The following is a 26,730-nucleotide window of genomic DNA, read 5'->3' as shown; positions in this document are numbered from 1 at the left end:
AGTCCTTCAGCAGGCGGCGAAGTCCTTCAGCACGCTCCGAGCGCCGCGGATCGCGAGCGTACTCCCGCACCTGCTTGCGCTTCGTCGGCAACCGCCGAGTCAGCAACCGCCGAGTCAGCAACCGCAGAGTCGGATGCCGCGGAGCCAGAGTCCGGGAGGGCATCGAGGACGGCGACGACGGTGCGTCCCCAGTCGAAGCGTTCGGCGCGGCCCACGGCGTGGACGCCGAGTTCGCGACGCAGCTCGCCGTCGCGCACCAGAGTCTCGATCGCCGTCGCCCAGTGGCGCGGATTGTGGTCGGCGATGAGCAGTCCCGAATGGCCGTGCTCGACGATCTCCGGCAGTCCGCCCACCGCCGAGGCGATCGCGGGCAGTCCGGATGCTGCGGCTTCGGCGGCGACGAGGCCGAAGGATTCGCTGCGGGAGGGCACGATGAGCACATCCGCGGCACGGTAGTAGTCGACGAGGACGTGCGCTGGCACGGGCAGCCGCACCTCGACGCTGGGTTCTGCGGCGATGGCGGAGGTGAGATCGCGCAGATACGACGAGGAGACCGTCGCGGGCACGTCACCGCCGCCCGTCGCTTTGGGGTCGACACCGGAGGCTGCGCCGAGGAGGATTCCTCGGGTTCGGGAGGCCAGGTGCGGGTCGCGCTCGCGCAGTTCGGCCAGGGCGTCGACGGCGACGTCGGTGCCCTTGATGAACTGCATACGCCCGACGTAGAGGACGATCGCTTCGTCGGTGTCGAAACCGAGTCGGTCCCGGGCAGCGGTCTTCTCACCGGGCCGGTAGAGGGTGTGGTCGACGCCGGGTCGGGCGATGACGACCGAATCCGGTTCGGCGCCGACTTCGCTGATGAGGTCTCGCCGCTCGACCGGGGTGCCGGCGACGAGGAGGTCGGCCTCTGCGGCGATCCGCTCCTCGGCCTGCAGGCGCTGGGGTCGTTCGTGGCTGGTCTCTGAGTCGCGGTTCTTCACCGCGCCGATCGTGTGCATGCTCACGGCGATGGGTGCGTCCCCGGACGCAGATGCGATCTCGGAACCGGAGGTGAACCCGGCGACGGATGCGGATTCGGGGCCTGCACTGGGAACTGTGCCGCGAGTGTCCCCGGTGATCTCACGGGCGCGCAGGGCCGCCTCGGCGGAGATCCAATAGTGGGCCCAGATGAACTCGGCGGCGCGGAAGTCCGAGTGGTCGTTGAGCAGGCGCGCGAGCTCGTCGATGGCGTCGGCGAGTTCGTCCTTCGTCGTTGCAGCGGTCGGCAGGTGGTGGAGGGTGATGGACTCGGCGATCTCCATCCGGGAGCCGTCGCGACCTCCGGTGCCGTGATCGTCCCCGGTTCCCGCATTGCTCCCAGCATGCCCGGTTCCATCCAGCCCGCCGGGATCGGCGGTGAAGACGTCGACCATGTGCCCCGCCTCGGCGAGGGCGCGCACCGACTGATCGACGTAGACGTTCATTCCTCCGGCGTCGCCCTGGCCGGGTTGAGCGGCGGGTGACGTATGGAGGGAGAGGACGGAGATGCGCACGGGGACAGTCTAGCCAACGCCTAGGCGAAGAATTCGCCGAGGATGCGGCGCACCTCGTGGCGTCCGCGCCACAGGATCGACCCGGCCGGGAGCACCTCGAGGCGGGAGTTCGGGATGGCTCGGTGGATCGCCTCGGCGATGGGGACGGGATGGGCCGGGTCGTCCTCGTGGGTGAGGATGAGGACCTCGCCGGGGAAGGTCCGCAGGTTCTCTGCGGCTTCGGCTGTGTCGTCGACGGCGATCTCGAGGGCGAGGCCGAGCCCGTCGGACATGTCCGTGTGGACGAGGTTCTCCGCCTTCGCCTTCGTCCATGCTCGCGCTGGGAGCATCTCGGCCACCTCGGCGGGTTCGCGGGAGAGCATGAGATCGACGATGCCGTCGACGTCCTCATCGGCAACCAGTCGGCGCAGTCGCTCGAGGTAGGAGCGGTTGGCGGCGGTCACCTCGGCGGGGAATCCGGTGAAGGAGGCGGGGAGGACGAGGGCGAGCTTCTCGAGATTCGCGATCGCCGGGTGGGCTGTGCTGAGCAGGTGGAGCAGACCGCCGGCGGACATCGATACCCCGAGGGCCCGCGTCGCCGAGGTGGTGCGCAGGGCCTCGGCGAGCGCCTCGGCGATCTGCGGGTAGGTCCATCCGGGGCCGGGTGAGGGTCGGCCGCCGTGGCCGGGCAGGTGAAGGAAATGGCGGGCGCCGGAGACGCCGGTGCCGAAGGGGCGGGTGTCGCGGACAGCGCCGGCGAAGCCGTGGCTGAAGAGGGTGTGCGGTCGGCCGGAGCCGAAGGTCGCGATGTAGCCGGTATCGGGACCGGGAAGGTTGAGGTCGTCGCTCATGCGGTGCGCGCGGTCCTGGAGTGCAGCGCGGACATGGTGCGGGGTGTGCTCATCAGGTGACGGGCCTCAGCGGTTGCGGTAGCGCGGGTCGACGGCCCTGACCTTCGGGCGGACGTCGGTGAGGTAGACGATGCCGGCGACGAGGGCGATGATGTTGAGGAAGATCATGCACATTCCCATCGGCGGGAGTGCGATGAGCGCGAGCGCGAGTCCGACGCCGAGGAGGATGACCCAGAACTTCTTGCTCTGCTTGTCCACGGCACGGTAGTTCTCGTCTTTGAAGCGGAGACAGTCGATGAACGCCCACAGCTGCACGACGAAGGCGGCCACCGTCAGCGCGAGAAAGACGAGACTCTGAAAGCCCGCAATGTATTCCATTCCCCCAGCCTAGCAAGCACCGACCGCTCGGTCAGGTTCGCACGACTGATCCTGGGCATTTGCCCACCCTCGACTCACCGCGCTCTCAGAGGATGCCCGTCGTGGCACTCAGCGGACGCCGTCGTGCGGTCCCTCAGAGGATGCCGGTCGTGCGGATGAGCGCGCACACGCCCATGCCGATGACCACGGCGAGGAGCATCGGGACACGGACGATCGCAGCGAGCACGCCGACCCCGACGCCGATGAGGCGGGCCGGATCGGCGAGGTCCTGGCCGTCGAAGATCGCCGTCGTGGCGAACACGGCGCCGATGAGCACGACCGTCGCACGATCCATCCACATCGTCACGCGCTCGGTCGAGGCACCCGAATCGCCCTCCCCCGCCGAGGTGGCGTCGGCGGAGCCGTCGGTCGCCGAGGTGGCGCTTGATTCGGTCGCCACCGCCGGGGAGGTGCCTGATTCGGTCGCCACCGGCGAGGTGATGCCTGCATCGCCGGCTCCCGCCGAGGTGGTGCCTACAGTGCCTGCTCCCGCCGAGGTGGCACCCGCGGAACCGCTGGTCACCGGCTGACGGCGCCGGCCCTTCGTGGCGATGGCGCCGCCGAGCTTCACTCCGGCGAAGCGCATGAGGTAGGTTCCGATGCTCAGCGCCACGAGGGCGATGAGGAAGCTCCCGGCGCTCATCGTCGCCCCTCTCCTGCGTTGATGGGTCGGTCCGAGTTCCGTGTACGGTCCGATTTCTGTGGATGTGAGGTTCCAGCCCTCGAGACGTCGACACTTTCGCTCTCGGCGGGGTCGGAACCTCCGCTTTCGGCGCCGCCTCCGCTTTCGACGCTGCCTCCGCTTGCGACGGGGTCGGCGCCTTCGCTCTCGGCTGTGGCCGCACCCCCGCCTCGGCGATGGTCTGCGGTTCGGCGCAGGCGGATCAGCGAGCGCACCGCCCGGCCTGCCGCGACGAAGACGAACACGGACAGCGAGGTCACCGCACCCAGCCCCAGCGGCAGCACAGGGGTGAGGAGCACTGCGATGAGGACGCCGACGAGGGTCAGCGACAGGGTGGCACGGTTCTTCAGGTCGCCTCGGATGAGGCAGAAGAGGATGATCGGGAAGGCGGCGTCGAGGCCGAGGAGATCGGCGTCGATGACGTTGCCCAGCCATTGGCCGAGCATGGAACCGCTGGGCCACATGATGGCGATGGCCGCACCCATGAGGAGGAAGGCGTGCCAGCGCGCGCGGTCGTTGTGCCCGGTGCGTGAGAGCGCGGTGGATTCGTCGTTGATCCAGTGGGCGGCGATGAGCGCTCGCCAGTCCTGGGGGAAGAAGGGGCCGACGGCGACGCCGAAGGCGAAGTTCCGGGAGTTGACGAGCAGCCCGGCGAGCACCGCGAGGATCGGAGCACCGCCGGCGGCGATGACGCCGACGAAGGTGAACTCGGCGGCACCGCCGAGGGCGAACATCGCCAGCAGCAGCGTCTGCCACCAGGCGAAGCCCGAGACCGCCGAGATCGCACCATAGGACAGCGCGACCGCAATGATCGTCACGGTCACGATGGCGATGGCACGGTAGGTCGATCCCGGAAGCACGCGCTCGGTCGGGCGCTTACCCTCCTGCGACCGCCGGCGACCGGGCAGCACATTCCCAACCGTGCGAAATAGTGAACTCATGTTCTATACACTGCACCTCGCGTAATCGTTCGTCAACCCGAACGACATTGCCGGTATGCTGAACACATGAGTTCTCAACCTCAGCCCGATTCACAGGCCGATTCACAGGCCGATCCGCTGGTCGACACCCAGGCAGATCCGAGCGCGGACTCCAGTGCCGAACCGGACTCCAGCTCCGATCCGGACTCCGCCGCCACATCCGGCTCTGCCCTGTCCCCCAGCGAGCAGATCGCCGCAGCGCTCAAGCGCGAGCGGCTGCGTGCGGGCCTGTCCCTGTCCGAGGTCGCCCGACGGGCAGGCATCGGCAAGTCGACGATGTCCGGGCTCGAGACGGGTAGCGGCAATCCCAGCCTTGAGACGATGTGGGCGCTTGCCGCCGCTCTCGACATCCCGCTGGCGCGTCTGCTCGACCCTCCGCCCCACGAGGTGGCCCTCCAGCATGTCGGCGACATGCCGAGCCTGCCCTCGACGACGGCGAACTATGTGGCCACCCTGCTCTCGCCTTCGCCGACGAACGCCCGACGTGACATCTACTTCATCCAGGCAGAACCGGGTGAGCCGCGGATGTCGCAGCCGCATCCGCAGGGGACGATCGAACACGTCATCCTCGGCAGCGGGGCGGCGCGCATCGACGTCCTCGGGCAGTCCTTCGAACTCGGCGTCGGCGACTACCTCACGCATCCCGGCGACCAGCCGCATCGCTTCACGGCACTGAAACCGAGCACGAACGCCGTCTTCGTCGTCGAAAGCAGCTGAGGCTCAGCCGAGAGCAGCCGCGTCGTCGACTGCAGCCGCGTCATCGTATGCAGCCGCGCTGTCGAGAGCCGCCGCGTGGTCGACTGCAGCTCACGAATCGCCCGAAGCAGCCGAGCAGCCGGGCCCCTATTCTGCGACCGGCCCGTCGCCGCTGCCTGCGCCGCCGTCCAGCGGCGGCATCCGTGACTGGGCTTCTTCCCTCGTCAGGCCCGCAGCCTGGAGGAGGTCGACGGCGACGGTGCGGAGCAGCAGGACGAGGGATTCGTCGTGGATGTCCCAATCGGGCTTCGCCCGCGGATCCAGCGTGCTCGCGGCCTCGGACAGCGCCGCCTCGGCGAGGGATCGGTCGGTTCCTCTGCGCAGGGCGATCTCGAGCTTCTTCGCACCGTCGGCCAACGATCCGACGTAATCGGCGATGACGGGCTTGTCGACGTCGAGCTCGGTGATGCCCACGACCCGGCGGGCGATCACGCGGATGGTGCGCATCGCCCGGTCGGAGAACTTGTGGGCTCGGGAGAGCCGGGTCACCTCGGCGGCGTGACGACGGGCCCGGGCGTTGATCTTCGCCGCCTCCCGGGAGATCCGCAGCGATGAGCCCCACGAGTCGATGATGTCCTGGGTCTCGCGGGCGCGCTCGAGGGCACGAGTGGCCAGCGCGGAATCGGAATCCTGAAGTGCCCGCCGCATCATCTTGAGGACGACATCGATCTCCTCGAGCATGTCCGCGGCCAGCCGGCGGGGCGCTTTGCGGGCGTCTCGCGGGATGAGGAAGGCCAGGAGGATCGCGCATACGGAGCCGGCCAGGGCGTCAAGGGTGCGTGGGAACGGCGAGCTCGACGCGGTCGCCGGAACCACGACGACATAGACGGATTGGACGGCGATCTGGGTGATGAAGATGCCGCCGGAGTTGAGGATCGTGCCGATGATCAGACCGATGATGAGGGTGACGGCGAGCTGCCAGATGCCGGAGCCGTAGACATTGACGAGCAGCTCGCCGACGAGCACCCCGAACGTCGCGCCGATGCCGATCTCGAGTGCCCGACGGAGGCGGCGATCGGCGACGGGGCCGATTCCCACCGCCGAGGCGACGGCGGCGAGGAACGGGTAGGGATGGCCGAGGACGTAGACGCAGAACGCGTAGGCGGCGGTGGCGGCGATGGGGATCTGGATCAGCTGGCCGGAGTTCGCCCAGAGTCGCTTGAGCCCGAGGCGGAGGCGGTGACCGGCGACATGGACCGCCCGCCGTGGCAGTTCGCCGACTCGATTCTCCGCCATCAGTCCCCTCTGCCGCTCACTGTTGCTGTACTCAGAGTACCGGAAATGTGGCATGCTAAAGTCGGTGCGCCGAGGAGGCTATTGAATGACAACGAATCTCACCCGGAACGAAGCGCAGAGTCGCACACAGCTGCTCAAGGTGAAGACCTACACCGTCCATATCGACGTCAGCAACGCCGAGACCGAGGACGAGACCTACTTCTCCCGCACTGTCGTCGATTTCAAGGCTCGTTCGGCAGGTTCGACGTTCATCGACCTCATTGCGGATTCCGTCAGCCTGGTTGAGATCAATGGTGAGAGCCTCAACCCCGCCGAGGTGTTCGACGGTGCCCGTGTCAGTTTCGCCGTCCGTGATGGGAAGAACACCCTCACGATCGAGGCTCGCGCCCGCTATTCGACTTCGGGTGAGGGCCTGCACCGATTCGCCGATCCGGCCGACGGCAAGGTCTACCTCTATACGCAGTACGAGCCCACCGATGCCAGGCGAGTGTTCGCGAACTTCGATCAGCCCGACCTCAAGGCCAAGTTCGTCTTCTCCGTCACGGCTCCCGCGCACTTCCAGGTGCTGTCGAACCGGGAGGAGACGGGTCAGGAGCCGGCAGTCGCCACCGCGGATCCGGCGGCGCACGGTGCTGGTGCATCGTCTGCGGCTGGTGCCGCCGCCGTCACCCACCATTTCGCTCCGACGCTCAAGCAGTCGAGCTACATCACCTGCATCACCGCCGGGCCCTACGAGGGGGCGACGGAGACGTGGACGGATCCGAACACCGGCGAGGTCGTCCGGTTGGGCGCGTGGACGCGGGCCAGCCTCGTCGATCATCTCGATGCGGATGACATCTTCAGCGTCACGAAGGCCGGACTCGATTTCTTCACCGCGGAGTTCGACCACCCCTACCCGTGGGGCAAGTACGATCAGATCTTCGTTCCGGAGTACAACCTCGGCGCGATGGAGAATCCGGGGCTGGTGACGTTCACGGATTCGCTCATCTTCCGTGACAAGGTCACGGATGCGCAGTACGAGTCGCGCGCGAATGTCATCCTCCACGAGATGGCGCACATGTGGTTCGGCGATCTCGTGACGATGAAGTGGTGGGATGACCTGTGGCTCAAGGAGTCCTTCGCTGACTATATGGGTGGGCTCGCGCTGGCCGAGGCGACCCGGTTCACCGACGGCTGGGTGACGTTCGCACTGCGGCGCAAGGCGTGGGCGTACACGCAGGATCTGTATCCGACGACGCATCCGATCGTCGCCGACATCCCCGATGTCGAGGCCGCGAAGCTCAACTTCGACGGCATCACGTATGCCAAGGGTGCGTCCGTGCTCAAGCAGCTCGTCGCGTTCGTCGGCCGGGAGGCGTTCTTCGCCGGGTCCCGGCTGTACTTCAAGCGCTTCGAGTACGGCAATACCGAACTCGCGGACTTCCTCGAATGCCTCGCCGAGGCGGCTCCCGACCGTGACATCGCGAACTGGGCGGGCGCATGGCTGGGCACCTCGGGCGTATCCGAGCTGACCTTGGATCTGACGACCGACGCTGACGCGTCGGCGGCGGGGGCAGGTGGCGCTGCTGGCGCAGGTCGCGCGTCCGGGACGGCCGCGGTCACAAGCACCGCGTCGGGTACCGCTGCCGGAACAGGTGTCACTTCGTACGGGACCGGGAACGGGGTTCGCATCTCTTCGAGCGCGGGTGCACGGCTGCGAGCCACTGCCGACGGCGGCGGTGGCGGTGGTGTGGCTTCGGTCGCGGGCTCGGTGGCGGGCCGGCCTTCCGACTCGGGCAGTGGGTCGAACTTCGCCTCGAGTGCCGATGCCGGCGCTCAGGTTCAGCCACCTCGGCGACGGACGGGGTCCGAATCGATCATGCGTGCGACCATCACGCAGGCCGATTCGGCCGAAGGTGCCGCCCTGTTGCGTCCGCACACCATCGAGATCGCCACGCTCGGCAGGTCCGGTCGCGCGATCGTCCCCTTGGACACGTTCCGGTTCGATTTCGCGACCGAATCCGCCGAGGTGCAGCAGCTCGTCGGGCGCAGCGCCGGGGTCATCACGCTGCTCAACTACAACGATCTGGACTATGCGCGGGTGCGGCTCGATCCTGCCTCGATCGAGGCGGCGGTCACCTCGGCGTCTCGGATCACCGACCCGCTGTCGCGGGCGCTGGTGTGGTCGGCGCTGGACAACGCGGTTCGCGATGGCCTCATGCCTGTGCAGAAGTACCTCACGGCGTATGCGCGCAGCCTCGGCAAGGAGAGCCATGCGGGAATCATGGCCGGTCTCAGCCAGACCGCGCTGACCTGTATCGATCAGTGGGTGGCGGATCGGAATTTCGATGCTGCGATCAGTGGTCTGCTCGGTGCGGCGCTCGATGCTCTGGCAGCGGCGAAGTCCGGCTCCGATGCACAGCTGAATCTGGCGAATCTCGTGCTTGCGCTGACGTCGCGGACGGCGCGGTGTGCGGCCGGGAGCTCGGCAGTGGCGATGGGCCGCAGCTTTGCTACTCAGATCCTCGCGGTGCCGGTCGGTGAGGAGATCGACCGGATGTATCCGGAGGTCCTCGGCGAAGGTTCGGACTCAGGCGGTGTTGCCGATGTGAGCGGGACAGCCGGTGTCGGTCGTGCCGAGCATTCGGCGGCGGCGCTTCCCTTCCGCGGTCTCGTCAATGATCATGCGCTGCGGTGGAACGCGCTGACGGCACTTGTGTGCCTCGGTTGGGCGGACCAGACGGACATCGCGCGGGAGAATCAGTCGGATCCGAGTTCGTCGGGTCGGCTCCATGCAGAGACGGCGAGTGCCGCCCTGCCGTTGCCCATCGTCAAGATTCGGGCGTGGGAGGCCATCCGCGAGGCCAGCGCGCTGAGCAATGATGTGCTCTCGGCGATCATCTCCGGGTTCATCGCACCGAGTGCGCTTCCGCTCATCGAGGACTATGTCGACGAGTACTTCGACGGGCTGCTGGGGTTCTGGACGAGCAATTCGATCGAGATCGCTCGCCGTCTGGTGCTTGGTCTCTACCCGCGGTGGTCGGTCGATGAGGATGCGGTCGTCGAGAAGACCGATGCCTGGCTGGCTGCCAATGCTGAGGCTCCAGCGGCTCTGCGTCGGTTGGTCATCGAGCGTCGGGACGATCTGGCCCGCGCGATCTTCCTCAAGTCGACACAGAGCTCGCGCCACTGATATCGCGCTGGGCATCGCCCGACCGCTACCTGCCCACCTGACACGTGCCCGACCGCCGCCTGCCCACCTGACACGTGCCCGAAGATTGTCGGCGCAGCGGCCGGCGGCCACCGTGACCGCCGCTCGTCCGCATTTTGGCCTATAGCCCGCGTACGCCAAAGGCCGGCATCCGTACGTCGGGTGCCGGCCTTCGAATTCGCGCGCTGCGTGATCAGAGAATGCGGCGGGCTCCAGAGAACTCGTTGCCCGTATCCCACTTCTTCCAATCGGTGACGTAGACGTCCTTCGACGCGTTCGGCGAGTGGATCATCTTCCCGTCTCCGATATACATGCCGACGTGGTGCACGGTTCCTGAGCTGGTGGAGAAGAACAGCAGATCGCCGGCCTTGAGGCTCTTCGAGGACACGGCCTTGCCGACCTTCGCCTGCTCCCCCGAGTCACGCGGAAGGTCGATGCCATGTGCTCGGTAGATGCTGTAGGTGAAGCCGGAGCAGTCGAATCCGTATGCGGAGACGCCGGCCCACAGGTAGCGCAGTCCGTCGAACTGCTTCGCGGTCTTCACGAGGTCCTTGCCGCTGGGCTTCGCCGGCTTCTCGCCGACGTCGTAGACGTCGACGTCGTCGGCATCGATCCAAGCGGCACCGCCGCCGGGGAGCGCGACGCGAACATCATCGACGTCCTGGGCGATGAGGGGCAGATCGACGTTGAAGCTGACGTCGGCTCCGGTGTCCTTGGTGAACTCGATGCCTTCGAGTTCGCTCTTGGGCTTCGTCACGACGGCGCGGGGCTGCTCGTCACGGAGCTTGGTGAAGCGGTCGTTCTCGACGAGCTGCTTCGTCGGCAGCCAGCCGGGGTAGCCCTTCTTGTTCTTCGGGGTCTTCTGGTCCTTGACGCTGACGTAGGACCATTTGCCCTTGGTGTCGAGGACGGTGACTTCCGAACCGTAGGTGGCTTGTGTTTCGGTCTTGCCGGTCAGACCGCGCCGCACATCGGTGCTCTTGAGGTTCTTGTTCCACTTGGCGAGGTCGACAGGGTGTCCGAGGGCAGGTTTGTCGGCCTTGCGTGGTGCGTCTGTGTCGGTCCACAGGGTGGCCACGGTGACGTCGACGTAGGCGGTTTCGCCTTTTTCGATCTTTCCGTCACTGATTCGTTCGAGTTCCTGACCGGGGACGACATCGGCTGAGATCTCGGCTGACTTTGCGGCATCGGTCGAGGTCAGACTGCTCGCGAGTGCGGGAGCACCGGAGCCGAAAACCAATCCGACCCCAAGTGCTGCCGAAACAGCAATTTTGGTACGCATTATTTCTCTTTCGGTCTGCGGGCGGCAGGCCCGCGTGGGGGAAGTCTCCGAAGATGCGCGAACGCATTCGGCGTACTTGCCTCGTCACCGACAGGGATTCCCTGATGGGGAACCTCGTTGGTGCCGAGACGGTGCACGGTGTCGATCATGCTGGCTGTCGAACGACTGGCAGCATTCATGACACTGTGACAGGATAGCGTGCTCTGTCGAAGGTTTGAAGTCCACTTGCCCGATTCGATGCTGAGCTGAGACCTCAGCAGGGAACCTATTGAACAGTCGTCAGACCTCCCGACCGTGACTGTGGACCGGTGGAATCAGCCGCAGAGTATTGATTCACCGTGCTGTCAGCGAACGCCAGGTCGTCAGCCCTTGAGGAATTCTCCGGCGAGCAGTTCGAGCGTCTGAATCCGCCCGGGATCCTCACGCAGATCTTCACCTTCCATCGCACCTGCGACCGGCTGGATCATGATCTCGTCGACGTCGAATCGTGCCGCGAGCTCTTCCAGCTGCGAGGCAGCGGATTCCGTATCACCGACGATCCAGTTGGCCGACAGTTCTTCGCCGACCATGCGCTGCTGATCGGTCATGACGGATCGGACGTCATCACCGGTGAGGCGCAGCTTCTCCATCGGACCACCCGTGCGCAGTCGAGACATCTGCAGCATGAAGGGTTCTGACCGCAGCTGCGCTTCCTCGGCGGTGGGCGCGACGACGACGTTGGCCGTGACGAAGGTCTGTGGCTTGTCGCCGTAGGCTCCGGGGGTGAAATTGTCGCGATAGATCTTCATTCCGGTCGTGGCCCCTGCCGCGAAGTGGTTCGCGAAGACGTAGGGCATGCCCAATTCTGCGGCCAATCGAGCAGAGTAGCCGGAGGACCCGAGCAGCCATGGCAGCGGTTGAGTGCCCGGCATCGGGTCCGGTGTCGCCTTGAGTACGTGCTCGCGGCCACCGTGCAAAGGCACGCGCAGACCCTCCGGCCGCATCAGGCTGAGGGTATCGATCACATGCTGCGGGAACTGTTCGACTGGGTCGATGGTCTGACCTTCGCGATCGACCATCCGACCTTCGCCGAGGTGGCCCCTCATAGCCGCAGAGGTGATCGGGTCCGTACCGGGAGCACGTCCGATGCCCAGGTCGATGCGATCGCCGTAGACAGCGGTGAGCAGCGCGAAGAGTTCGGCAACGGCCAAGGGCGCGTGGTTGGGAAGCATGACACCGCCGGAGCCGAGCCGAATGCGTTCGGTTCCCTGACCGAGGTGCATGAGTTCCGGCCCTGGCATCGTCGAGGCGATCGAGGGCATGTTGTGGTGTTCGGCCACCCAGTAGCGAGTGAACCCGAGCCTGTCGGCGGTGTCGATGATCTGCTTGGACGCAGCGAACGAGTCTGACGTGGTCTGTCCCGCCCGGACGGGGACGAGGTCGAGAATGGAAAGCTTCATATCCGAGCAACAGTGCGCGCGACGGGATCATTCCGGTTGTGGCCGGAAGTACAGCCGAGCCGGTTGGCACGGTCGGTTGTAGGTTCGGCCGGCGGGTCGACTGTCAGCCCGGTGCCAATGCGGGCACTGGGTTGAGCCTCGATCCGGTGTCGGGGCTGCGGTCGTCCGCAGTCCCGAGGTCGGTCAGCCGAAGAGGGTCTCTCCGATCTCCCGCGCGATGAACCGCGCATGCAGGATCGGTGTCCGAGCCGCGTCGACCGATGTCGGAGGCACCCATGCCGGGCGACCGTCCTTGAGCATGATGCAGTACCAATCGGACTTGTCGATCAGGTGGTGGTGGGCCGAACATGCCAACGTCAAGTTGTTGACGTCGGTCTCGCCTTCTTCTGCCCAAGCGACGATGTGGTGTGCTTCGCACCATCCGGGAGGGGTGTCACAACCGGGGAATGAGCATCCCTGGTCGCGGCTGGCGAGGATCGCCAGCTGCTTCTCGGTCGCCAGTCGCCGTTCGGTCGCGAGCGCCAACGACTTGGTCTTCTTGCCCATCAGGTGGAAGAACACCGATCCGTTGAGTCCTTCCAGAGCGGCCGAGGTGATCGGGAATGGTGCCTCGACCTCGGTGGCGGCTTTGCCGGCCTGCGTCGCGAGGTCCTCGGCCTTGGCCGTGACGACCAGGGCGTAGGCGGCGCCCGCCTTGATGCGGTTCATCTCGATACCACCGACGAGGCTGGAGAACCGTTCGTAGATCCGGCGGCGAACGCTCGGCTGCTGTGCAGCCATCGCGACCAGAGTGCCGTCTTCCCTGACGCCCGCGCCCTGCGGGATCTCGCCGTTGTCGCCGACCTGCGGCTGTGAGAAGTCGAGTGAGGGGTCGAGGCAGTCGGAGCGATCCCCGCGCAGAACTTCGGTGAAGGTGTCGACGATGGCCTGATCGCTGTCTGCCTCCGCGGCGCCGGAGGCGGCCTCAGCAGCGCTGTCGGCGAGCGTCCCGGCTTGGGACTCGGAACCCGCAGCGCCTTCCGTGCCGGCACTGGCAGTATCGTCGGCGCTGCCTTCCGCACACGGCGCGTCGGCTTCCTCGTCCGATGCGTTGTCGGCCTTGATCCGGGAGGTGAGCAGTCCGTTGAGGACTCCTCCCGTCTCTGCGTCGAGTCGGCCCTTGAGGGTCCAGGTGCCGTCCTTGAGCTGGCGCAAGTTGACGTTGAAGTCATCGCGATCGGCCGCTTCTTTCGGCTCCCGCCCGTCCGGGTCGATCCAGCCGCAGATCTCCTCGAAGAGGGCGTGAATGTCTCGCACGCGAACGGCTGGCGCCTTGTCGACGAGCAGCCGTTCGGCCATGAGCTTGTCGTCGTCGGAGACCGTCGGCGGAAGACTCTTCAGGCACTTGATGATGGTCGACGCCTGGTTCGACGACAGGATGCCGTCGCGCAGGGCTGCCGACAGTGTCGCGAACTGCGGTTCGATCGATTCCCCGCTCATAGCGGTTCGCTTGCCCAGATGCTCGGCGAGCTGCGTCCTGCGGTAGGCCTCCTGAGAAGACAGGTTCAAACGATTCTGAACCAGCGCTTTAGTCGTCTTCGCCCCGTAGTCGCGTGGCGTTCCGACCCGGTCGAAGACCGAAAGGGTGACGACTGACAACGACTCGGTCAGTCGGTCGAGCGTTTCGAGCCCGTCGAGCACCGTCACGGCGTCATCAGGCCCCATGGGCCGCGCGAAGTCGCGGAGTTCGCCCAGCAGGCGCTGGAGCTGTTCGACGCTGTCGGTGACCTCCGGCGCGATGTGCTCGAGGTCTGACCAGCGATACTCGTCGAGCAGGGGGTGACCACCCGCCGTCGGCGTGGCGTTCTCGGCCACGACTCTATGGCGCTCGGCGCGCTCGAGCTCGGCCTCGCGTGCCGCCTCCTGCGCCTTCTGCTTCTCCTCTTCGTACTGGTCGAACCGTGCGTCCAGTTCGGCGCTTTCGCGTTCGCAGTCCTCACGGAACTGCTGCGCTTCGCGTTCGTCGCGCGCTTCACGCGCCTTACGCTCTTCGCGCTGTTCCGGTGTCTCGCTCTCTTCGCGCTTCTTCTTCACCCACGCAGCCTGGCGCGCTTCGGCCTCCGCGATATACGCCTTGACATCGTCTTCGGTGCTTGGCTGAACGGGCTTGCGCGACCACAGCCCTTCTGCGTCTCGCAGGTCGCTTCCCTGCAGAGTCGACGGGGTGACAGCGAAGTCTTCGTCGTCGGTCGCGTCGTCGGCGATACCGTCGAAGCGGTCAGCCAGGGGATGACCGGTGAGATCGAGGCCGGCCCGTTCGAGAAGCTCCCGATAGGACGGCGCGGCGGTCTCCGGCCCTTCGGAAGGGGTCGGCATCGGGGTGTCGGGTCGAAGCGGGGTCGACGAAGCCGAGTCGGATTCGTCGTTCTGTTTGTCGTGCCTACGGTCGGGGATGAGAGCCATGTTCTCTGTGTCCGTTCATCATCGTTGATGTCTTCGGCTACCTATATTCTAAATCAGGATTAGAACACTGTCTATAGTTCTGTACTATTTGTATTCCTTTCTCTTTTCCCTCTTCGAAATTCTTCTATTCCTTGACGTCATTATGAGACTGAGGCCCGGCAAGGAGTGGATCGTCCTCAGACAATCCTCGAAGTGCCGGACCGCAATGCCGATAAAGCCGTCATGCATCGCGCTTCCCTGCCGGGCAGAAGAAGGCTTCCCAGCCGGGCGGAAGAAGAGGGAAGTCGCAGCGAATCCCGGAAGAGAAGAACCGAGGAGGCATGGTCTCCAATGCCTGCATTCAGACTACATTTCGGCACTGACACCACTTCGGGGTCTTACAGGAAGCAGCAGTGAGCGGCGCACAGGAAGCCGGTCCACACCAGCGGACCATACCGGCAGCAGAGAAGGTTTTGCTATTTCTGCAAATAGTATTGCAGATTCGCAGGTTCGCACCACAGACTGTCCATATACCGATCCACGGCAGCCACGAATTCATCGCACCAACCGATCCACGGCAGCCACGAATGACACCTGAGGAGAACTATGGCCACCACAACGCCCGCAAATCCCACAACACCGACCGCCCCCGGATCACCCACCGACGCCCACACGTCCGCGCACGACACTCAGACCGTCGAGGTGGCCATCGTCGGCGGCGGTGTTGCCGGCTTGGCAGCCTCGGTGGCACTCGCCCGATCCTTGCGCTCGGTCGTCGTCATCGACGCTGGTCAGCCCCGCAATGCGCCGAGCGCGCATGCGCACAACGTCCTCGGCAACGAGGGCATCAATCCTCTCGAACTCGTCGCGAAAGGCCGTGCCGAAGCGGAGGACTACGGAGTGGCCTTCCTCGACGCAACTGTCACGGAAGCCCGCACAACCCACTCCCCCGAGGCGGGCCCGGGGCATCGGTTCGAACTGACCACCTCGGTGGGGATCGTCGTCCGCGCCCAGCGGATCATCATCGCCACCGGACTGACCGACGAACTGCCGGACGTCCCCGGCCTCGCCGAGGGCTGGGGCGAGACCGTCCTGCACTGTCCGTACTGCCACGGATACGAGGTCCGCGGGCAGCGCCTCGGCATCATCGGGACCACCGCGATGTCCTACCATCAGGCGATGCTGTTCTCCCAGCTCAGCAACGACGTCACCCTCATCCGACACAACGCTCCCGAGCCCGATGACGACCAGGTCAGGATGCTCGATTCGCTCGGCATCGAGTACATCGATGCCCACATCCCCGAGGTGGACCGCACCGACGCCGGCACCGTCCTATCGCTGAAGCGACGGACAGTGGATGCCGTGGCTGTCGTCGAAACCCTCACCTTCGATGCCCTCGCCGTCGGCGGCTACGCACGCGCGAACTCCGAGCTGTTCGGCCAGCTCGGCGGCGAAGTCGACGAGCACCCGAGCGGAATGGGAACCTACATACCCACGCAGATGGCCGGCCAGACCGCGGTGCCGGGCGTGTGGGCGATCGGAAACAGCGCCGACATGTCGGCCATGGTCGTGGCGAGCGCCGCGAGCGGCGTCCTCGCCGGTGCACACGTCAACGCCGATCTCATCATGAGCTCGGTCGGCTGATCAGCCGGACGATGGCCTCAGTGCGCGAGGCATCGGGCACGGTCCCCGTCAGCGCACAATCAGCCTCAGTGCGTGGCCTTCACGCACAGCACCGGAACTTCGGCGTCGAGGATGACCTTCTGGATCGTCGAACCGAGGAGGAACTTCCCGACCGGGGTGCGCTTCCGGGTGCCGAGCACGATGAGCTCGGCCCCCACCTCGGCGGCGGTGTCGAGGATCTGCTCGGCCGGATCGTATTCGCTGCCCATGGTCAGCACTCGGTATTCGACCTCTGACCGTGACAGATAGTCCTTCACGGACTTCAGCTCACCCTCGCCGAGGCGGTACGAATCGTTGCGCTGAGCCGACCGGGAGGCGTTGACGACGACGAGCTCCTTGCCGTCCTTCTTCGCCTGCGCGATTCCGGAGTCGAGTGCGGCATGACCGGCAGGATTGTTGACGTAACCGACGAGAATGCTCATTTATTCACCTTCGCTGATCTGAGCGCTGATAGTAGCTGGCTGAAACGAAACAGAACTGAGCGGGCGGGACGGTGGCCCCACCTCGCGGTGGCCCTGCTTCCCAGGATAACGGTGCCCCACCTCGGCGGGGGTTCCTCACGTCAGCTCCTCGGGATTGCGGAAGCGGGTGCTCGTGCCCTTCGTCGAACGGTTCCACAGCCAGGTGATGGCCCACAGGACGACGCCGATTCCGACGAGCGCGACGGCGATCTGATACTGGATGAGGTCGTCGAGGCGGGCCCACGGGCCGACGAGGAATGCGCAACTGAAAACGCCGATCCACGGCAGGAACGTCGGTGCTTTGAAGTGCTCGTGTTTCGCCGGCTGCCTGCGCAGGATGAGCACGGCGACGTTGACGACGGCGAAGACCGCGAGCAGCAGCAGCGAGGTGGTGCCGCCCAGCGATGCGGTCACCGATTCGGGCAGGATCGTGGTCACCGAGATGATGAGCGCGTAGGCGATGAGCGTCGTGAAGATGATCGACACCCACGGCGATCGGCGGCCGGCCAGCACCTTCGCGAACACCGGCGGGAGCACGTTCTGCTTCGCCATTCCATAGAGCAGGCGGCTGGCCATGAGCATGTTGATGAGCGCGGAGTTCGCGACGGCGAACATCGTCATGAACGGGAAGATCGCGTCGATCGGAATCCCGGGCGCACCGGCCCGGACGACGTCGAGGAGCGGGGTGTCGCTTTCGGAGAGCTGACCGATCGGAACCGCCGCGACCGCGACGATGGACACGAGCACATAGATCACACCGGTGATGGAGAGTCCCGAGAGCATGATCTTCGGGAAGATCCGCGGGTCCTTCGTCTCCTCGACCATATTCACCGAATCCTCGAACCCGACCATCGAGAAGAAGGCGAGCGCCGTAGCACCTGTGATCGCGAGGAAGACGCTCTTGTCATCGGCGGTCTCGAAGATCATCACCCGCGAGAAGTCGGCGCTGCCGGACCCCAGGGCGAAGAATCCGACGACGATGACGAGCAGCAGACCGGTCAGTTCGATGAGTGTGAGGACGACGTTGAACCAGACGCTCTCGCCGACCCCGCGGAGGTTGATCGCAGCGACGAGGGTGAGGAATCCGAGTGCAATCCACATCACGCCGGTGCCCGAGATGTCCCAGCCGAAGCCGGCGACCATATTCGCCGCGAACACGTTCGAGGCCGTCGACGCCGAGGTGATGCCCGAGCTGAGGACGGCGAATGCGACGAGGAAGGTGACGAAGTGGATCCCGAACGCCTTGTGCGTATACAGGGCGGCGCCCGCGGCCTCCGGGTACTTCGTGACGAGCTCCATGTAGGAGAAGGCCGTGATCAGGGCGATTGCGAAGGCGAGGATGACCGGTGCCCAGCCGGCACCGCCGACCTGCCCCGCCACCTGGCCGGTGAGCGCGTAGACGCCCGTTCCGAGGATGTCGCCGACGATGAACAGGAGCAGAAGCTTCGGCCCCATGACCCGCTTGAGGGTCTCGGGCTGCTGCCCGTCACCTGATTCGACCGTGGTCGTCGGTCCCTTGTCGCTCATGATTCCTCCGGTTCGCCGCGGCCGGTTCGCCGCAGCCGGTTCGCCGCGGCTGGTTCACCGCAGTCCTGGCAGTCCTGGCAACTCCGACGGTGGTCAGAGCCTGACCCAGTATGCCTCAGCTCCGCACAACATCGAGAAACGCAGTGAACAGTGCCTTCGCATCACGTTCGCTCTCAGGCCCGAGCTCCGTCGCTTCATCCAACAGCGTAGCTTTATCGAACCCGAGTGTCCGCAGTTTCTGCCCGTCCCACCGCAGAATGTTCTCCCGCGTCGATTCCGGGTGGAACTGCGTCCCCCAGGCCCGGCCGACTCGGAACGCCTGGAACTCGCAGGCCTCGCTGCGGGCCAGCAGCGTCGCCTCCCCCGGCAGGGAGACGATGCGGTCGACATGGCTTTCGACGAACGACGTCTGCGTCCGGATCGCGGAGAACACGGGGTCGTCGGCCGCCTCGGCGGTGGTGTCGATCCTCGTGTACCCCTTCTCCGGGGCCCCGGTCTGTGCGCGCACATCGCTGCCGGTCACGTGCGCGATGAGCTGCGCTCCGAGGCAGATGCCGAACTGCGGCAGGTCCGCTTCCAGCCCACGCCTTACGAGCGCGGCCTCATCGGCCAGCCACGGTGCCCGGTCCGTCTCATCGGGCATGTATCCGCCGCCGAGCATGACCAGCCCGTCATATGCGCTGAGCGCGTCGGGCCCCGGCAGCGGCGAGATACCCCCGATGCGCAGGTCGAATTCGACGTTCTCGCTGATCATCCACCGCGTCAGCTGCCCCGGCTGAGACTCGATGTCATTGACGATGACGAGCAGGCGGGTCATGATTCCGACCCCGCCGAGGCGGCTGTGCCGTTAGGAGCGGCCTTGCCGGTGGGTCCGGCCGTGCCGGTCTCAGCCGGCACCGAGGCGGTCGTGCCGGTGGGTGCCGCTGTGTCGTCGGATCCGGCTGCACTGTCGCTCGTCCCGAGGAAGGCGGTGTACGCGTCCTCGTGCGCGTCGAGGACGCGCATCGCATTGTCGAAGCCGAGCTTGCGCAGATCGGCCTGCGACCAGCCGCGGGAGGCGAGCTCGGCGAAGAGATTCGGATACTGACCCGCATCGCCGAGCCCGGTCGGCAGCTCATCGACTCCGCAGATGTCGCCACCGAGGCCGATGTGGTCGATGCCGATCCTCTCGCGTACGTAATCGCAGTGGTCGGCGACCTGGGCCACGGTCACCTCGGGGGCGGTGCCGTTCTCCCCGGCCTCGACCCATTCGCGACGTTCGTTCGAGACGAACGAGGGCACGAACGTCATCATCGCCACTCCCCCGTTGTCGGGCACGCGATCGAGGACGTCGTCGGGGATGTTGCGCGGGTGCGGGTTGAGGCCGTACGCGCACGAGTGGCTGAAGATCACCGGCAGGGTGCTCAGATCCAGCGACTGGTGCATCACGGACGGTGCGACGTGGGAGAGGTCGACGATCATGCCGATCCGGTTCATCTCGGCCACGACCTCACGGCCGAAGTCGCTCAGGCCACCATGCTGCGGATCGTCCGTGGCCGAGTCGGCCCACGAATGCGTCGTCGACCACGTCAGCGTCATGTACCGGGCGCCGGCGCGGGCGTAGGAACGCAGCAGAGCAAGCGACTCGTCGATCTGCTGGCCGCCCTCGACACCCATGAGCGAGGCGACCTTCCCGGCGGCGCGGGCGGAGCGGACGTCGGCGGCGGTGCGGGCGAAGGCGAGGCGTTCGGGGTAAGCGCTGACCACGCGACGGACGGCGTCGATCTGCTCCCACGTCGCCTTGACGGCATCGGCCCCGGTGATCGAGGAGTGGACGTAGACGGACCAGTACTGCGCGGCGACGTGCCCGGCCGCCAGCTGATCCATCGTGGTGAACGGCGAGACGGCCGGGTCATTGAGACCCTCGACGCTGTAGTCGCGCTCTTCGCGCAGGAACCAGGCGAGGTCGTTGTGTCCGTCGAAGACGTCGATGCTCATGTGCTTCTCCTTGTCGTGGGGTGACGGTGGGGTGCGGGCTGGGCGGTCGTGGCCTGCCCGCTGGGTGTTGGTGGGGCGCTGGCAGGGTGCTGGTGGCCTGCCCGCTGGGTGCTGGCGGGGTGGTCCGAGTGCCAGGCGTGGTCCGGTCTGTCACTGATCGGTTCGGTCGAAACTCGCGTCGCCGGGGACGTGTTCTTCGACCGCAGCGATAAGTGAACGTGTCGCCGCCCCGACCCGGCGGCCTAGAGGAACCGGTGGATCGCGTCGCCGGCCTCGCGCATGATCGGCATGACGTCGACGACGCGGTCGGTGCCCGGCTCCCAGTTCGCGAACACCGCATAGGCGACGCGACGCTGCGGGGTCATGACGATTCCGGCGTCGGCGCGGATCGTCCCGTTCGTGCCGGTCTTGTTCCACACCCACACGTCGCGCTGGTAGTTGTAGTGGGCGAGCGGATCGAGATCGAACGCCGAAGCGACCATCGACGTGTCCGCGCCGGCGCCCAGCCAGCGGCGGAAGACCTCGTTCGTCGACTCGTCCCAGAACTCGTCCTTCGCATGTCGGGCCATGAAGTCGCTGATCTCCGCGGCCGTGCCCGTCGACAGGGTCCGCGGCGCCTTCGCCGGTCGCGGCCAGCGCAGGAAGTCGTGCAGGCCCGAGTTCGAGTACCCGAGCGTCTTCACCTGCGCCGCAACGTTCTCGAGTCCGACCCGCCGGATGAGGACGTTCGTCGCGAAGTTGTCGCTGAAGGCGCCGATGAGCAGCGCTACGTCGAAGATGCTCAGATCGTCCTGCTCCATGAGGTACCAGATCCCGGACTCGTCGACCCGCTCGGACGGCCGGCGGTGCAGGCGCTCCTCGAGGTCGAGCGTGCCGTCCTTGTACATCTGCAGCGCCGTGTGCAGCAGGAACACCTTGCCCATGCTCGCAGTGTCGAGTTCATCGTTCTCGTGATGGGCGAACACCCTCTCCCCGCTGTCGACGTCGAAGGCCAATGCACTGAAGCGCACCCCCGGCAGTCCGTCGAAGTTCAGTTCGCTCATGATCGCGCTCCTGTCAGTTTCGTGGTCGTCGTGGTCGTCGTATTCGTCATCTCGTCACCCGCTGCCGTGTGGCCCTTCTGCTTCGGTGCACCCGGCTGGTGCGGATTGCCACCTCCACAACGACCTCATGTGTCCTCCGCCGGGTGCACCCACATCCGCGGCCGACCATCCGCCGGCGCTTCGAGCGTGACAGCGACACCGAGCGGCACACTCGGGGCATCCGGGTCGTGTCCGAACCCCATCTCGCTGACGATCGGGATGCCCGCATCGCCGAGATAGTCCATGATCAGCGCCTCGACATCGTCGACCGGCGCGCAGTCCTCCCACGATCCGAGCACCACCGCATCGGCAGAGGCGAACCACCCGCCGCGGTCGAGCTGAACCATGAGGTTGTCGAGCCGATACAGCTCCTCGTCGACGTCTTCGAGCATGAGGATCGTCGGCCCGTTCGTCTCGCGCCACCGGCTCGCACCGAGCAGTTCCGGACTGCCGATCCCTGCCGCGACAAGACTGAGGTTTCCCCCGCCGAGGCGGCCCTTCGCCTCACCCGGAACCAACGTCCGCGCCCGGCTGAGCGGGCGAGACGCCACGGCAGTTCCCTGCCGGGTGGTCTCCAGCGCACCAGTCCCCTGCCCAGCGGCTTCTCGCGCACCAGTCCCCTGCCCAGTGGTCTCCAGCGCACCAGTTCCCTGCAGATCTGCCGCGGCACCTTCTTGGGTGAGCGAAATGGTCGGCTGCCCAGCGGATTCGTCCGACCGTTTCGCCCACCTAAGCGACGGCTCGGCGGAGGAATCCACGCCAGCGCCAGCAGCAGGGTCCGCTTCCGAACCGGCAACGACGCCCGCATCCGCGCCGCCGATACCGGCAGGGGAGCCGACACCGGCCGGGAAACCGAGTTCGCGGCCGCCCCAAGGGTGGAACAGCCAGGAGGCCACCTCGGCGGGGACCACTGTCGAGCTCTTGAACGGGTCGTTGCCGACCATCGGGCAGAACAGTGTCGCCACGCCCAGGTGGTGCTCCCATGCCTGGTGGAGGGCGGTGATGTCCGAGGATCCGGTGAGCAGCTTGGGTCGGCCGTCTCGGCGTCGCAGGTGCCGGCGCATGAGGTCGAAGTCGATGCCGTCGAGCAGCCGCATGGCGCCGTATCCGCCGCGCAGGGCGATGACGGCGTCGGTGTCCGGATCGCACCAGGCGTCGACGAGGTCGCTGCGGCGCTGCTCATCGGTGCCGGCGAGATACGTCACCCGCGGATGCCGGGCGCGGACGTTCTCACCAGGCACGACGCGAAGCCCCCAGGATTCGAGCTGGGCGATGGCGCGTAGCAGCGACTCCTCGTCGGTGGGCCCGGACGGCGCGACGAGGCGGACCGTGTCACCGGGCTGCAGGGGCGCGGTGTCGAGGTACGGGCTACTCATTCCTCACCAGACTCTGACTTCCCAGTCGCGGAACCGCGGCGAGCAGTTCCTGCGTGTAGGCGTGCTGCGGGTCCTTCAGGACCGTGTCGACATCACCGTATTCCACAATCTCGCCTTTCTTCATCACTGCCACTGTATCCGCGATGTTCCAGGCCAGGCCCAGGTCGTGGGTGATGATGAGTGCGCTCATGCCGAGGTTCTTCTTCAGCGCGAGGAACAGCGACAGGATCTCCCCGCGCACCGAGGCGTCCAGGGACGCCACCGGCTCGTCGGCGATGAGCACCTGCGGGTCCAGGGCGAGCGCCCCGGCGATGACGACCCTCTGCCGCTGTCCGCCGGAGAGCTCCTGCGGGATCGACTCGAGATAGTCCGCGGCCGGCGTGAGCTCGGCGGCTTCGAGGGCCCCGACGACCCTTTCGTACTCGCGGTCCCTGATCCCCTGCACGCGCAGCCCTTCGACCACCGCCTCGTAGACGCTGCGTTTGGGGTTGAGGGACCCCGACGGGTCCTGGAGGATCATCTGCACCTGTCGGCGGAAGGTCCGCAGCGCCTTCGCCTTCTTCGGCAGCGGCTTGCCCGCGAACGACAGCTGCGAGTCCGGCTCCACCTCCTGCAGCCCCAGCAGCGACCGCGCCAGGGTCGTCTTCCCCGAACCGGACTGGCCGACGACGGCGAGGATCTCTGCCTTGTGCAGCGCCAGGTCCACGCCGCGCACGGCTCTCTCCCGACCATGCCGGGTGTCGAAGGAGACGCTGAGGTCCTTCGCCTCGAGCACCACCTCGTCACCCATGGTGTACGGCTGCGCCCGGGTCACCTCGGCGGGCTTGAGGGTCCTGGGATTCAGCCGGGATTCGGGGTCTCCGATCTGCGGGAACGCACCGGCGAGCTGCTTCGTGTACTCCTCCTGCGGGCGCAGACACACCTCGTCGCTGGGGCCGTATTCGACGAGCTTCCCGTGCCGCATGATCGCGAGATTCGCGCACACCGCCGAGAGCACGGCCAGGTCGTGGCTGATCATCAGCAGCGAGATCCCGCGCTCGGCGACGAGGGCGGCGAGCCCGGACAGGATCTGCTTCTGCACGATGACGTCGAGGGCGGTGGTCGGTTCGTCGGCGATGATGATGTCCGGTTCGCACGCGAGCGCCATGGCGATCATGATCCGCTGCTTCTGTCCGCCGGAGAGCTCGTGCGGGTAGGCGATGGCCTTCGACCGGTCGAGGTCGACCTCGCTTAAGAGTTCGAACATCCGATCCCGACGCTTCTCCGGGGTCGTCCACGTATCCTTCGCATGGTGTGTCAGCGCCTCGATGATCTGGCCCCCGACTTCGCGGACGGGGTTGAGCGAATGCAGGGCACCCTGGAACACGATCGAGGCCTGCGCCCACCTGACCGCGCGGATCTGCCCGAAGTTGAGGTCCTGCAGGTCCTTCCCGCCGAGGAGGACCCGCCCGTCCAGCCGGGCCGACTTGGGCAGCAGCCGCAGGGCCGACATGATCAGCGTCGACTTCCCCGACCCGGATTCCCCGGCGATGCCCAGCGTGGCTCCCGCGGGCAGGTCGAGGCTGACATCCTTCACGGCCACGACGTCGCCGCGGTCGGAGGACGAACGGTACGTGATCGAGACGTTCTCGAAGCTCAAGTCAGTCATCAGCGGCTCCTCAGGGCGGGGTTGATGATGGCCTCGAGCGCGCGGCCGACCATGGTGAAGGCCAGCACCACGAGGAGGATGGCGATGCCGGGGGTGAGCACGTACCACCAGTAGCCCGACGTCGCGGCCGAGACGTCCATCGAGTTCTTCAGGATCGTGCCCCACGACTCCTTGCTCGTGTCCCCGAGGCCGAGGAACGACAGGGTGGATTCGGCGATGATCGCCCCACCGACGGTCAGCGTCGTGTTCGCGAGCACGAGCGGCATCACCGACGGCAGCAGGTGCCGGAACAGGATATGCCGATGCCCGGCACCGAGGATGCGCGCCCTTTCGATGTAGAGCCGGGACTCGACGCTGAGCGTCTGCGAGCGCACGATGCGCGCGGTCGACGCCCACGAGGTCAGCCCGATGGCGACGACGATCGTGAAGACTCCGCGTTCGAGGACGGAGGACAGCACGATCGCCAGCAGCAGGGACGGCAGCACGATGAAGAAGTCGACGATGCGCATGATGATGCCGCCGAAGAGTCCGGTGAAGTGACCGGCGGCCAGGCCCATGATCGTGCCGATGACCATCGACATCACGGTCGCGGCGACGCCGACGAGGATGGACACGCGGGCACCCCAGAGGATGCGCACCCACATCTCGCGGCCGAGGTCGTCGGTGCCCAGGGGGTGTTCGAGGCTCGGCGGGGCGTAGCGGGGCACGTCGAGCTGTTTGGTCACGTCGAGCATCGACTCGGGCGCGATGAGCGGGGCGACGACGGCGATGACGATGAAGAAGAGGAGGACGACCGCCCCGACCATCGCGGGGATGTCGGAGCGGAACAGCGCCCAGTTCTTCTTCGCGTTGTTCAGCCGGCGTTCGCGGACGAGCTTTGCGCCGTCGACGACGGGGGCGGATCCACGCGGATCCGAGCCACGCGGATCCGAGCCGTTCGACGGGGAGCCTGCGCCCGATGGCTTGCCCGGGGCCGCCTCGGCGGGGGTATTCGCTGGCATCATGCCCTCCTGACGCGGGGATCGAGGAATCGGTAGACGAGGTCGGCGGCGAGGTTCATGACGATGATGATCGCCGAGAACACGACGAATGTGCCCTGCAGCAGCGGCAGATCGGGGCCGCGGATCGCTTCGAAGGTGAGTTTGCCGAGCCCCGGCCAGGAGAACACGGCCTCGACGGTGACGGCGCCGGCGATGAGCCCGCCGATGTGGAGGAAGACGACGGTGACCGTCGGCAGCAGCGCATTGGGCACGGCATGCTTGCGACGGACCTCGTCCTCGGTCAGCCCCTTCGCGCGGGCGGTCGTGAGGTAGTCCTCGCTCATCTCCTCGAGCAGGGAGGCGCGCATGACCATGAGGAACTGCGCGTAGACGACGGCGACGAGGGTGATGACCGGGAGGATGAGGTGCTTGATGACGTCGATGACCGCGGCTGCCGACCACGGTTCGAGGCTCGGGGTGACCATGCCGCCGGTGGGCAGCCACTGCAGGGTGCCGCCGAAGATCATGAGCAGGATGAGGCCGAGCCAGAACGTCGGCACGGACCAGAAGATCAGCGAGGTCGACGAGGCGACCTTGTCGAAGAGCGAATTGCGTTGCCATGCCGAGAGCTGACCGAGCCACAGGCCCAAGGCGATCGCGATGACCGCGGCGGTGGCGGTGAGCAGCAGGGTCGGGCCGAGGTACTCGCCGATGAGCGAGGCGACGGACTTCCGGTACACGTAGGACTCGCCGAGGTCGCCGGTGACGATGCCGACGAGGTAGTCCCAGAATTGGACGATGACGGGTTTGTCGAGCCCGTACTGACTGCGCAGCTCGGCGATCTGGGCCGGACTCATCGGCCGTTCCTTGGCGATCTTGAGCACCGGGTCGCCGGGCAGCAGGCGGAACGCGAAGAAGCCGAGGAGCACGACGAGGATCATCGACGTCGCCGCCCCGCCGAGCTTGCGCAGGAAGTACCGCGCGAACGATCCGCCCGCCGGCGGTTCGTCCATGTCCTGGTCGGGGCCGGTGAGGGCGGCCCCGCCGGAGCCGGACGCCGAGGCGGCCGATCCCGTCGCCGAGGCGGCTCCCCCGCTCGCAGGGTCAGTGCCCTTGCCCGCGGAACCGGGTCCCGCTCCGGTGGTGCCGGGTCCCGACCCGGTGGGACCCTGATTCGGGTCCCCCGGACGGGAATCGTCGTGGGTGGGTGTGCTCACTGTGGTGCTCCTGGTGC

The 26,730-nt window shown here is 66.5% G+C and carries 21 protein-coding genes; 3 read left to right on the top strand and 18 right to left on the bottom strand.

The window, feature by feature from the left end; genetic code table 11:
* Positions 1-26: 26 nt before the first annotated feature.
* The 5 genes from HK401_RS00765 to HK401_RS00745 form a co-directional block, all read right to left on the bottom strand.
* A complete protein-coding gene (locus HK401_RS00765) occupies positions 27-1,529 on the bottom strand; it encodes a glycosyltransferase (protein WP_181272756.1) in 1,503 nt (500 codons plus the stop codon).
* 20 nt (positions 1,530-1,549) lie between these two features.
* On the bottom strand, positions 1,550-2,359 hold the full coding sequence (locus tag HK401_RS00760; RefSeq protein ID WP_181272755.1) for an alpha/beta fold hydrolase: 810 nt from the start codon (positions 2,357-2,359) through the stop codon (positions 1,550-1,552).
* 66 nt (positions 2,360-2,425) lie between these two features.
* Positions 2,426-2,737 carry a DUF2516 family protein gene (locus HK401_RS00755; RefSeq protein WP_181272754.1) on the bottom strand — a complete coding sequence of 104 codons (312 nt, stop codon included), beginning with the start codon at positions 2,735-2,737 and terminating at the stop codon, positions 2,426-2,428.
* Positions 2,738-2,870: 133 nt separating this feature from the next.
* A complete protein-coding gene (locus HK401_RS00750) occupies positions 2,871-3,419 on the bottom strand; it encodes an AzlD domain-containing protein (protein ID WP_181272753.1) in 549 nt (182 codons plus the stop codon).
* A complete protein-coding gene (locus tag HK401_RS00745; RefSeq protein ID WP_181272752.1) occupies positions 3,416-4,399 on the bottom strand; it encodes an AzlC family ABC transporter permease in 984 nt (327 codons plus the stop codon). The genes HK401_RS00750 and HK401_RS00745 overlap by 4 nt, the downstream gene beginning before the upstream one ends.
* A 66-nt stretch (positions 4,400-4,465) precedes the next feature.
* On the opposite strand from HK401_RS00745, the gene HK401_RS00740 reads away from it, so the two are divergent.
* Entirely contained in the window at positions 4,466-5,155 is a 690-nt protein-coding gene (locus HK401_RS00740; protein WP_181272751.1) for a helix-turn-helix domain-containing protein, read from the top strand.
* 126 nt (positions 5,156-5,281) lie between these two features.
* Here the strand turns inward: HK401_RS00740 and HK401_RS00735 are convergent, their stop codons facing one another.
* Positions 5,282-6,430 carry an FUSC family protein gene (locus HK401_RS00735; protein WP_181272750.1) on the bottom strand — a complete coding sequence of 383 codons (1,149 nt, stop codon included), beginning with the start codon at positions 6,428-6,430 and terminating at the stop codon, positions 5,282-5,284.
* 85 nt (positions 6,431-6,515) lie between these two features.
* Between HK401_RS00735 and pepN the strand changes: the two genes are divergently transcribed.
* Positions 6,516-9,602 carry an aminopeptidase N gene (gene pepN, locus HK401_RS00730; protein WP_181272749.1) on the top strand — a complete coding sequence of 1,029 codons (3,087 nt, stop codon included), beginning with the start codon at positions 6,516-6,518 and terminating at the stop codon, positions 9,600-9,602.
* 211 nt (positions 9,603-9,813) lie between these two features.
* Here the strand turns inward: pepN and HK401_RS00725 are convergent, their stop codons facing one another.
* From HK401_RS00725 to HK401_RS00715, 3 genes are all read right to left on the bottom strand, one after another.
* Positions 9,814-10,902, bottom strand: coding sequence for a C40 family peptidase (locus tag HK401_RS00725; RefSeq protein WP_181272748.1), 1,089 nt, complete (start codon positions 10,900-10,902; stop codon positions 9,814-9,816).
* A gap of 362 nt (positions 10,903-11,264) precedes the next feature.
* Positions 11,265-12,341 (bottom strand): LLM class flavin-dependent oxidoreductase, encoded by a 1,077-nt coding sequence (locus HK401_RS00720; protein ID WP_181272747.1) that lies wholly within the window; start codon positions 12,339-12,341, stop codon positions 11,265-11,267.
* Positions 12,342-12,524: 183 nt separating this feature from the next.
* Positions 12,525-14,783 (bottom strand): HNH endonuclease signature motif containing protein, encoded by a 2,259-nt coding sequence (locus tag HK401_RS00715; protein ID WP_181272746.1) that lies wholly within the window; start codon positions 14,781-14,783, stop codon positions 12,525-12,527.
* 585 nt (positions 14,784-15,368) lie between these two features.
* On the opposite strand from HK401_RS00715, the gene HK401_RS00710 reads away from it, so the two are divergent.
* Positions 15,369-16,406 carry an NAD(P)/FAD-dependent oxidoreductase gene (locus tag HK401_RS00710; protein ID WP_181272745.1) on the top strand — a complete coding sequence of 346 codons (1,038 nt, stop codon included), beginning with the start codon at positions 15,369-15,371 and terminating at the stop codon, positions 16,404-16,406.
* Positions 16,407-16,471: 65 nt separating this feature from the next.
* Here the strand turns inward: HK401_RS00710 and HK401_RS00705 are convergent, their stop codons facing one another.
* From HK401_RS00705 to HK401_RS00665, 9 genes are all read right to left on the bottom strand, one after another.
* Entirely contained in the window at positions 16,472-16,867 is a 396-nt protein-coding gene (locus HK401_RS00705; protein WP_181272744.1) for a universal stress protein, read from the bottom strand.
* A gap of 135 nt (positions 16,868-17,002) precedes the next feature.
* A complete protein-coding gene (locus HK401_RS00700) occupies positions 17,003-18,433 on the bottom strand; it encodes an APC family permease (RefSeq protein ID WP_181272743.1) in 1,431 nt (476 codons plus the stop codon).
* Between the two features lie 115 nt (positions 18,434-18,548).
* Positions 18,549-19,250: a type 1 glutamine amidotransferase gene (locus tag HK401_RS00695; protein ID WP_181272742.1), complete on the bottom strand. Its 702-nt coding sequence runs from the start codon at positions 19,248-19,250 to the stop codon at positions 18,549-18,551.
* Complete coding sequence (locus HK401_RS00690) at positions 19,247-20,410, bottom strand: dipeptidase (RefSeq protein ID WP_181272741.1); 1,164 nt, start codon at positions 20,408-20,410, stop codon at positions 19,247-19,249. The genes HK401_RS00695 and HK401_RS00690 overlap by 4 nt, the downstream gene beginning before the upstream one ends.
* Before the next feature lie 242 nt (positions 20,411-20,652).
* On the bottom strand, positions 20,653-21,453 hold the full coding sequence (locus tag HK401_RS00685) for a serine hydrolase (protein WP_181272740.1): 801 nt from the start codon (positions 21,451-21,453) through the stop codon (positions 20,653-20,655).
* Positions 21,454-21,578: 125 nt separating this feature from the next.
* A complete protein-coding gene (locus HK401_RS00680; protein WP_181272739.1) occupies positions 21,579-22,868 on the bottom strand; it encodes a S66 peptidase family protein in 1,290 nt (429 codons plus the stop codon).
* Entirely contained in the window at positions 22,861-24,516 is a 1,656-nt protein-coding gene (locus HK401_RS00675; protein WP_181272738.1) for an ATP-binding cassette domain-containing protein, read from the bottom strand. The genes HK401_RS00680 and HK401_RS00675 overlap by 8 nt, the downstream gene beginning before the upstream one ends.
* Positions 24,516-25,517, bottom strand: a complete 1,002-nt coding sequence (locus HK401_RS00670; protein WP_258233895.1) for an ABC transporter permease — start codon at positions 25,515-25,517, stop codon at positions 24,516-24,518. Before HK401_RS00670 ends, HK401_RS00675 begins: the two co-directional genes overlap by 1 nt.
* Positions 25,517-26,713, bottom strand: coding sequence for an ABC transporter permease (locus HK401_RS00665; protein WP_309135872.1), 1,197 nt, complete (start codon positions 26,711-26,713; stop codon positions 25,517-25,519). The genes HK401_RS00670 and HK401_RS00665 overlap by 1 nt, the downstream gene beginning before the upstream one ends.
* Between the last annotated feature and the right edge of the window lie 17 nt (positions 26,714-26,730).

This window comes from Brevibacterium oceani (assembly GCF_013623835.1).
Lineage (GTDB): Bacteria > Actinomycetota > Actinomycetes > Actinomycetales > Brevibacteriaceae > Brevibacterium > Brevibacterium oceani.
Note: the sequence above shows the minus strand (reverse complement) of the source record. Positions and strands in the feature narration are given on the sequence as shown.

Coding starts and splice junctions, on each gene's coding strand:
- HK401_RS00715 (WP_181272746.1), bottom strand. CDS start 14,783: ATGGCTCTCATCCCCGACCGTAGGCACGACAAACAGAACGACGAATCC.
- HK401_RS00690 (WP_181272741.1), bottom strand. CDS start 20,410: ATGAGCATCGACGTCTTCGACGGACACAACGACCTCGCCTGGTTCCTG.
- HK401_RS00735 (WP_181272750.1), bottom strand. CDS start 6,430: ATGGCGGAGAATCGAGTCGGCGAACTGCCACGGCGGGCGGTCCATGTC.
- HK401_RS00725 (WP_181272748.1), bottom strand. CDS start 10,902: ATGCGTACCAAAATTGCTGTTTCGGCAGCACTTGGGGTCGGATTGGTT.
- HK401_RS00675 (WP_181272738.1), bottom strand. CDS start 24,516: ATGACTGACTTGAGCTTCGAGAACGTCTCGATCACGTACCGTTCGTCC.
- HK401_RS00745 (WP_181272752.1), bottom strand. CDS start 4,399: ATGAGTTCACTATTTCGCACGGTTGGGAATGTGCTGCCCGGTCGCCGG.
- HK401_RS00720 (WP_181272747.1), bottom strand. CDS start 12,341: ATGAAGCTTTCCATTCTCGACCTCGTCCCCGTCCGGGCGGGACAGACC.
- HK401_RS00710 (WP_181272745.1), top strand. CDS start 15,369: ATGGCCACCACAACGCCCGCAAATCCCACAACACCGACCGCCCCCGGA.
- HK401_RS00705 (WP_181272744.1), bottom strand. CDS start 16,867: ATGAGCATTCTCGTCGGTTACGTCAACAATCCTGCCGGTCATGCCGCA.
- HK401_RS00750 (WP_181272753.1), bottom strand. CDS start 3,419: ATGAGCGCCGGGAGCTTCCTCATCGCCCTCGTGGCGCTGAGCATCGGA.
- HK401_RS00670 (WP_258233895.1), bottom strand. CDS start 25,517: ATGCCAGCGAATACCCCCGCCGAGGCGGCCCCGGGCAAGCCATCGGGC.
- HK401_RS00700 (WP_181272743.1), bottom strand. CDS start 18,433: ATGAGCGACAAGGGACCGACGACCACGGTCGAATCAGGTGACGGGCAG.
- HK401_RS00740 (WP_181272751.1), top strand. CDS start 4,466: ATGAGTTCTCAACCTCAGCCCGATTCACAGGCCGATTCACAGGCCGAT.
- HK401_RS00755 (WP_181272754.1), bottom strand. CDS start 2,737: ATGGAATACATTGCGGGCTTTCAGAGTCTCGTCTTTCTCGCGCTGACG.
- pepN (WP_181272749.1), top strand. CDS start 6,516: ATGACAACGAATCTCACCCGGAACGAAGCGCAGAGTCGCACACAGCTG.
- HK401_RS00680 (WP_181272739.1), bottom strand. CDS start 22,868: ATGAGTAGCCCGTACCTCGACACCGCGCCCCTGCAGCCCGGTGACACG.
- HK401_RS00685 (WP_181272740.1), bottom strand. CDS start 21,453: ATGAGCGAACTGAACTTCGACGGACTGCCGGGGGTGCGCTTCAGTGCA.
- HK401_RS00695 (WP_181272742.1), bottom strand. CDS start 19,250: ATGACCCGCCTGCTCGTCATCGTCAATGACATCGAGTCTCAGCCGGGG.
- HK401_RS00760 (WP_181272755.1), bottom strand. CDS start 2,359: ATGAGCGACGACCTCAACCTTCCCGGTCCCGATACCGGCTACATCGCG.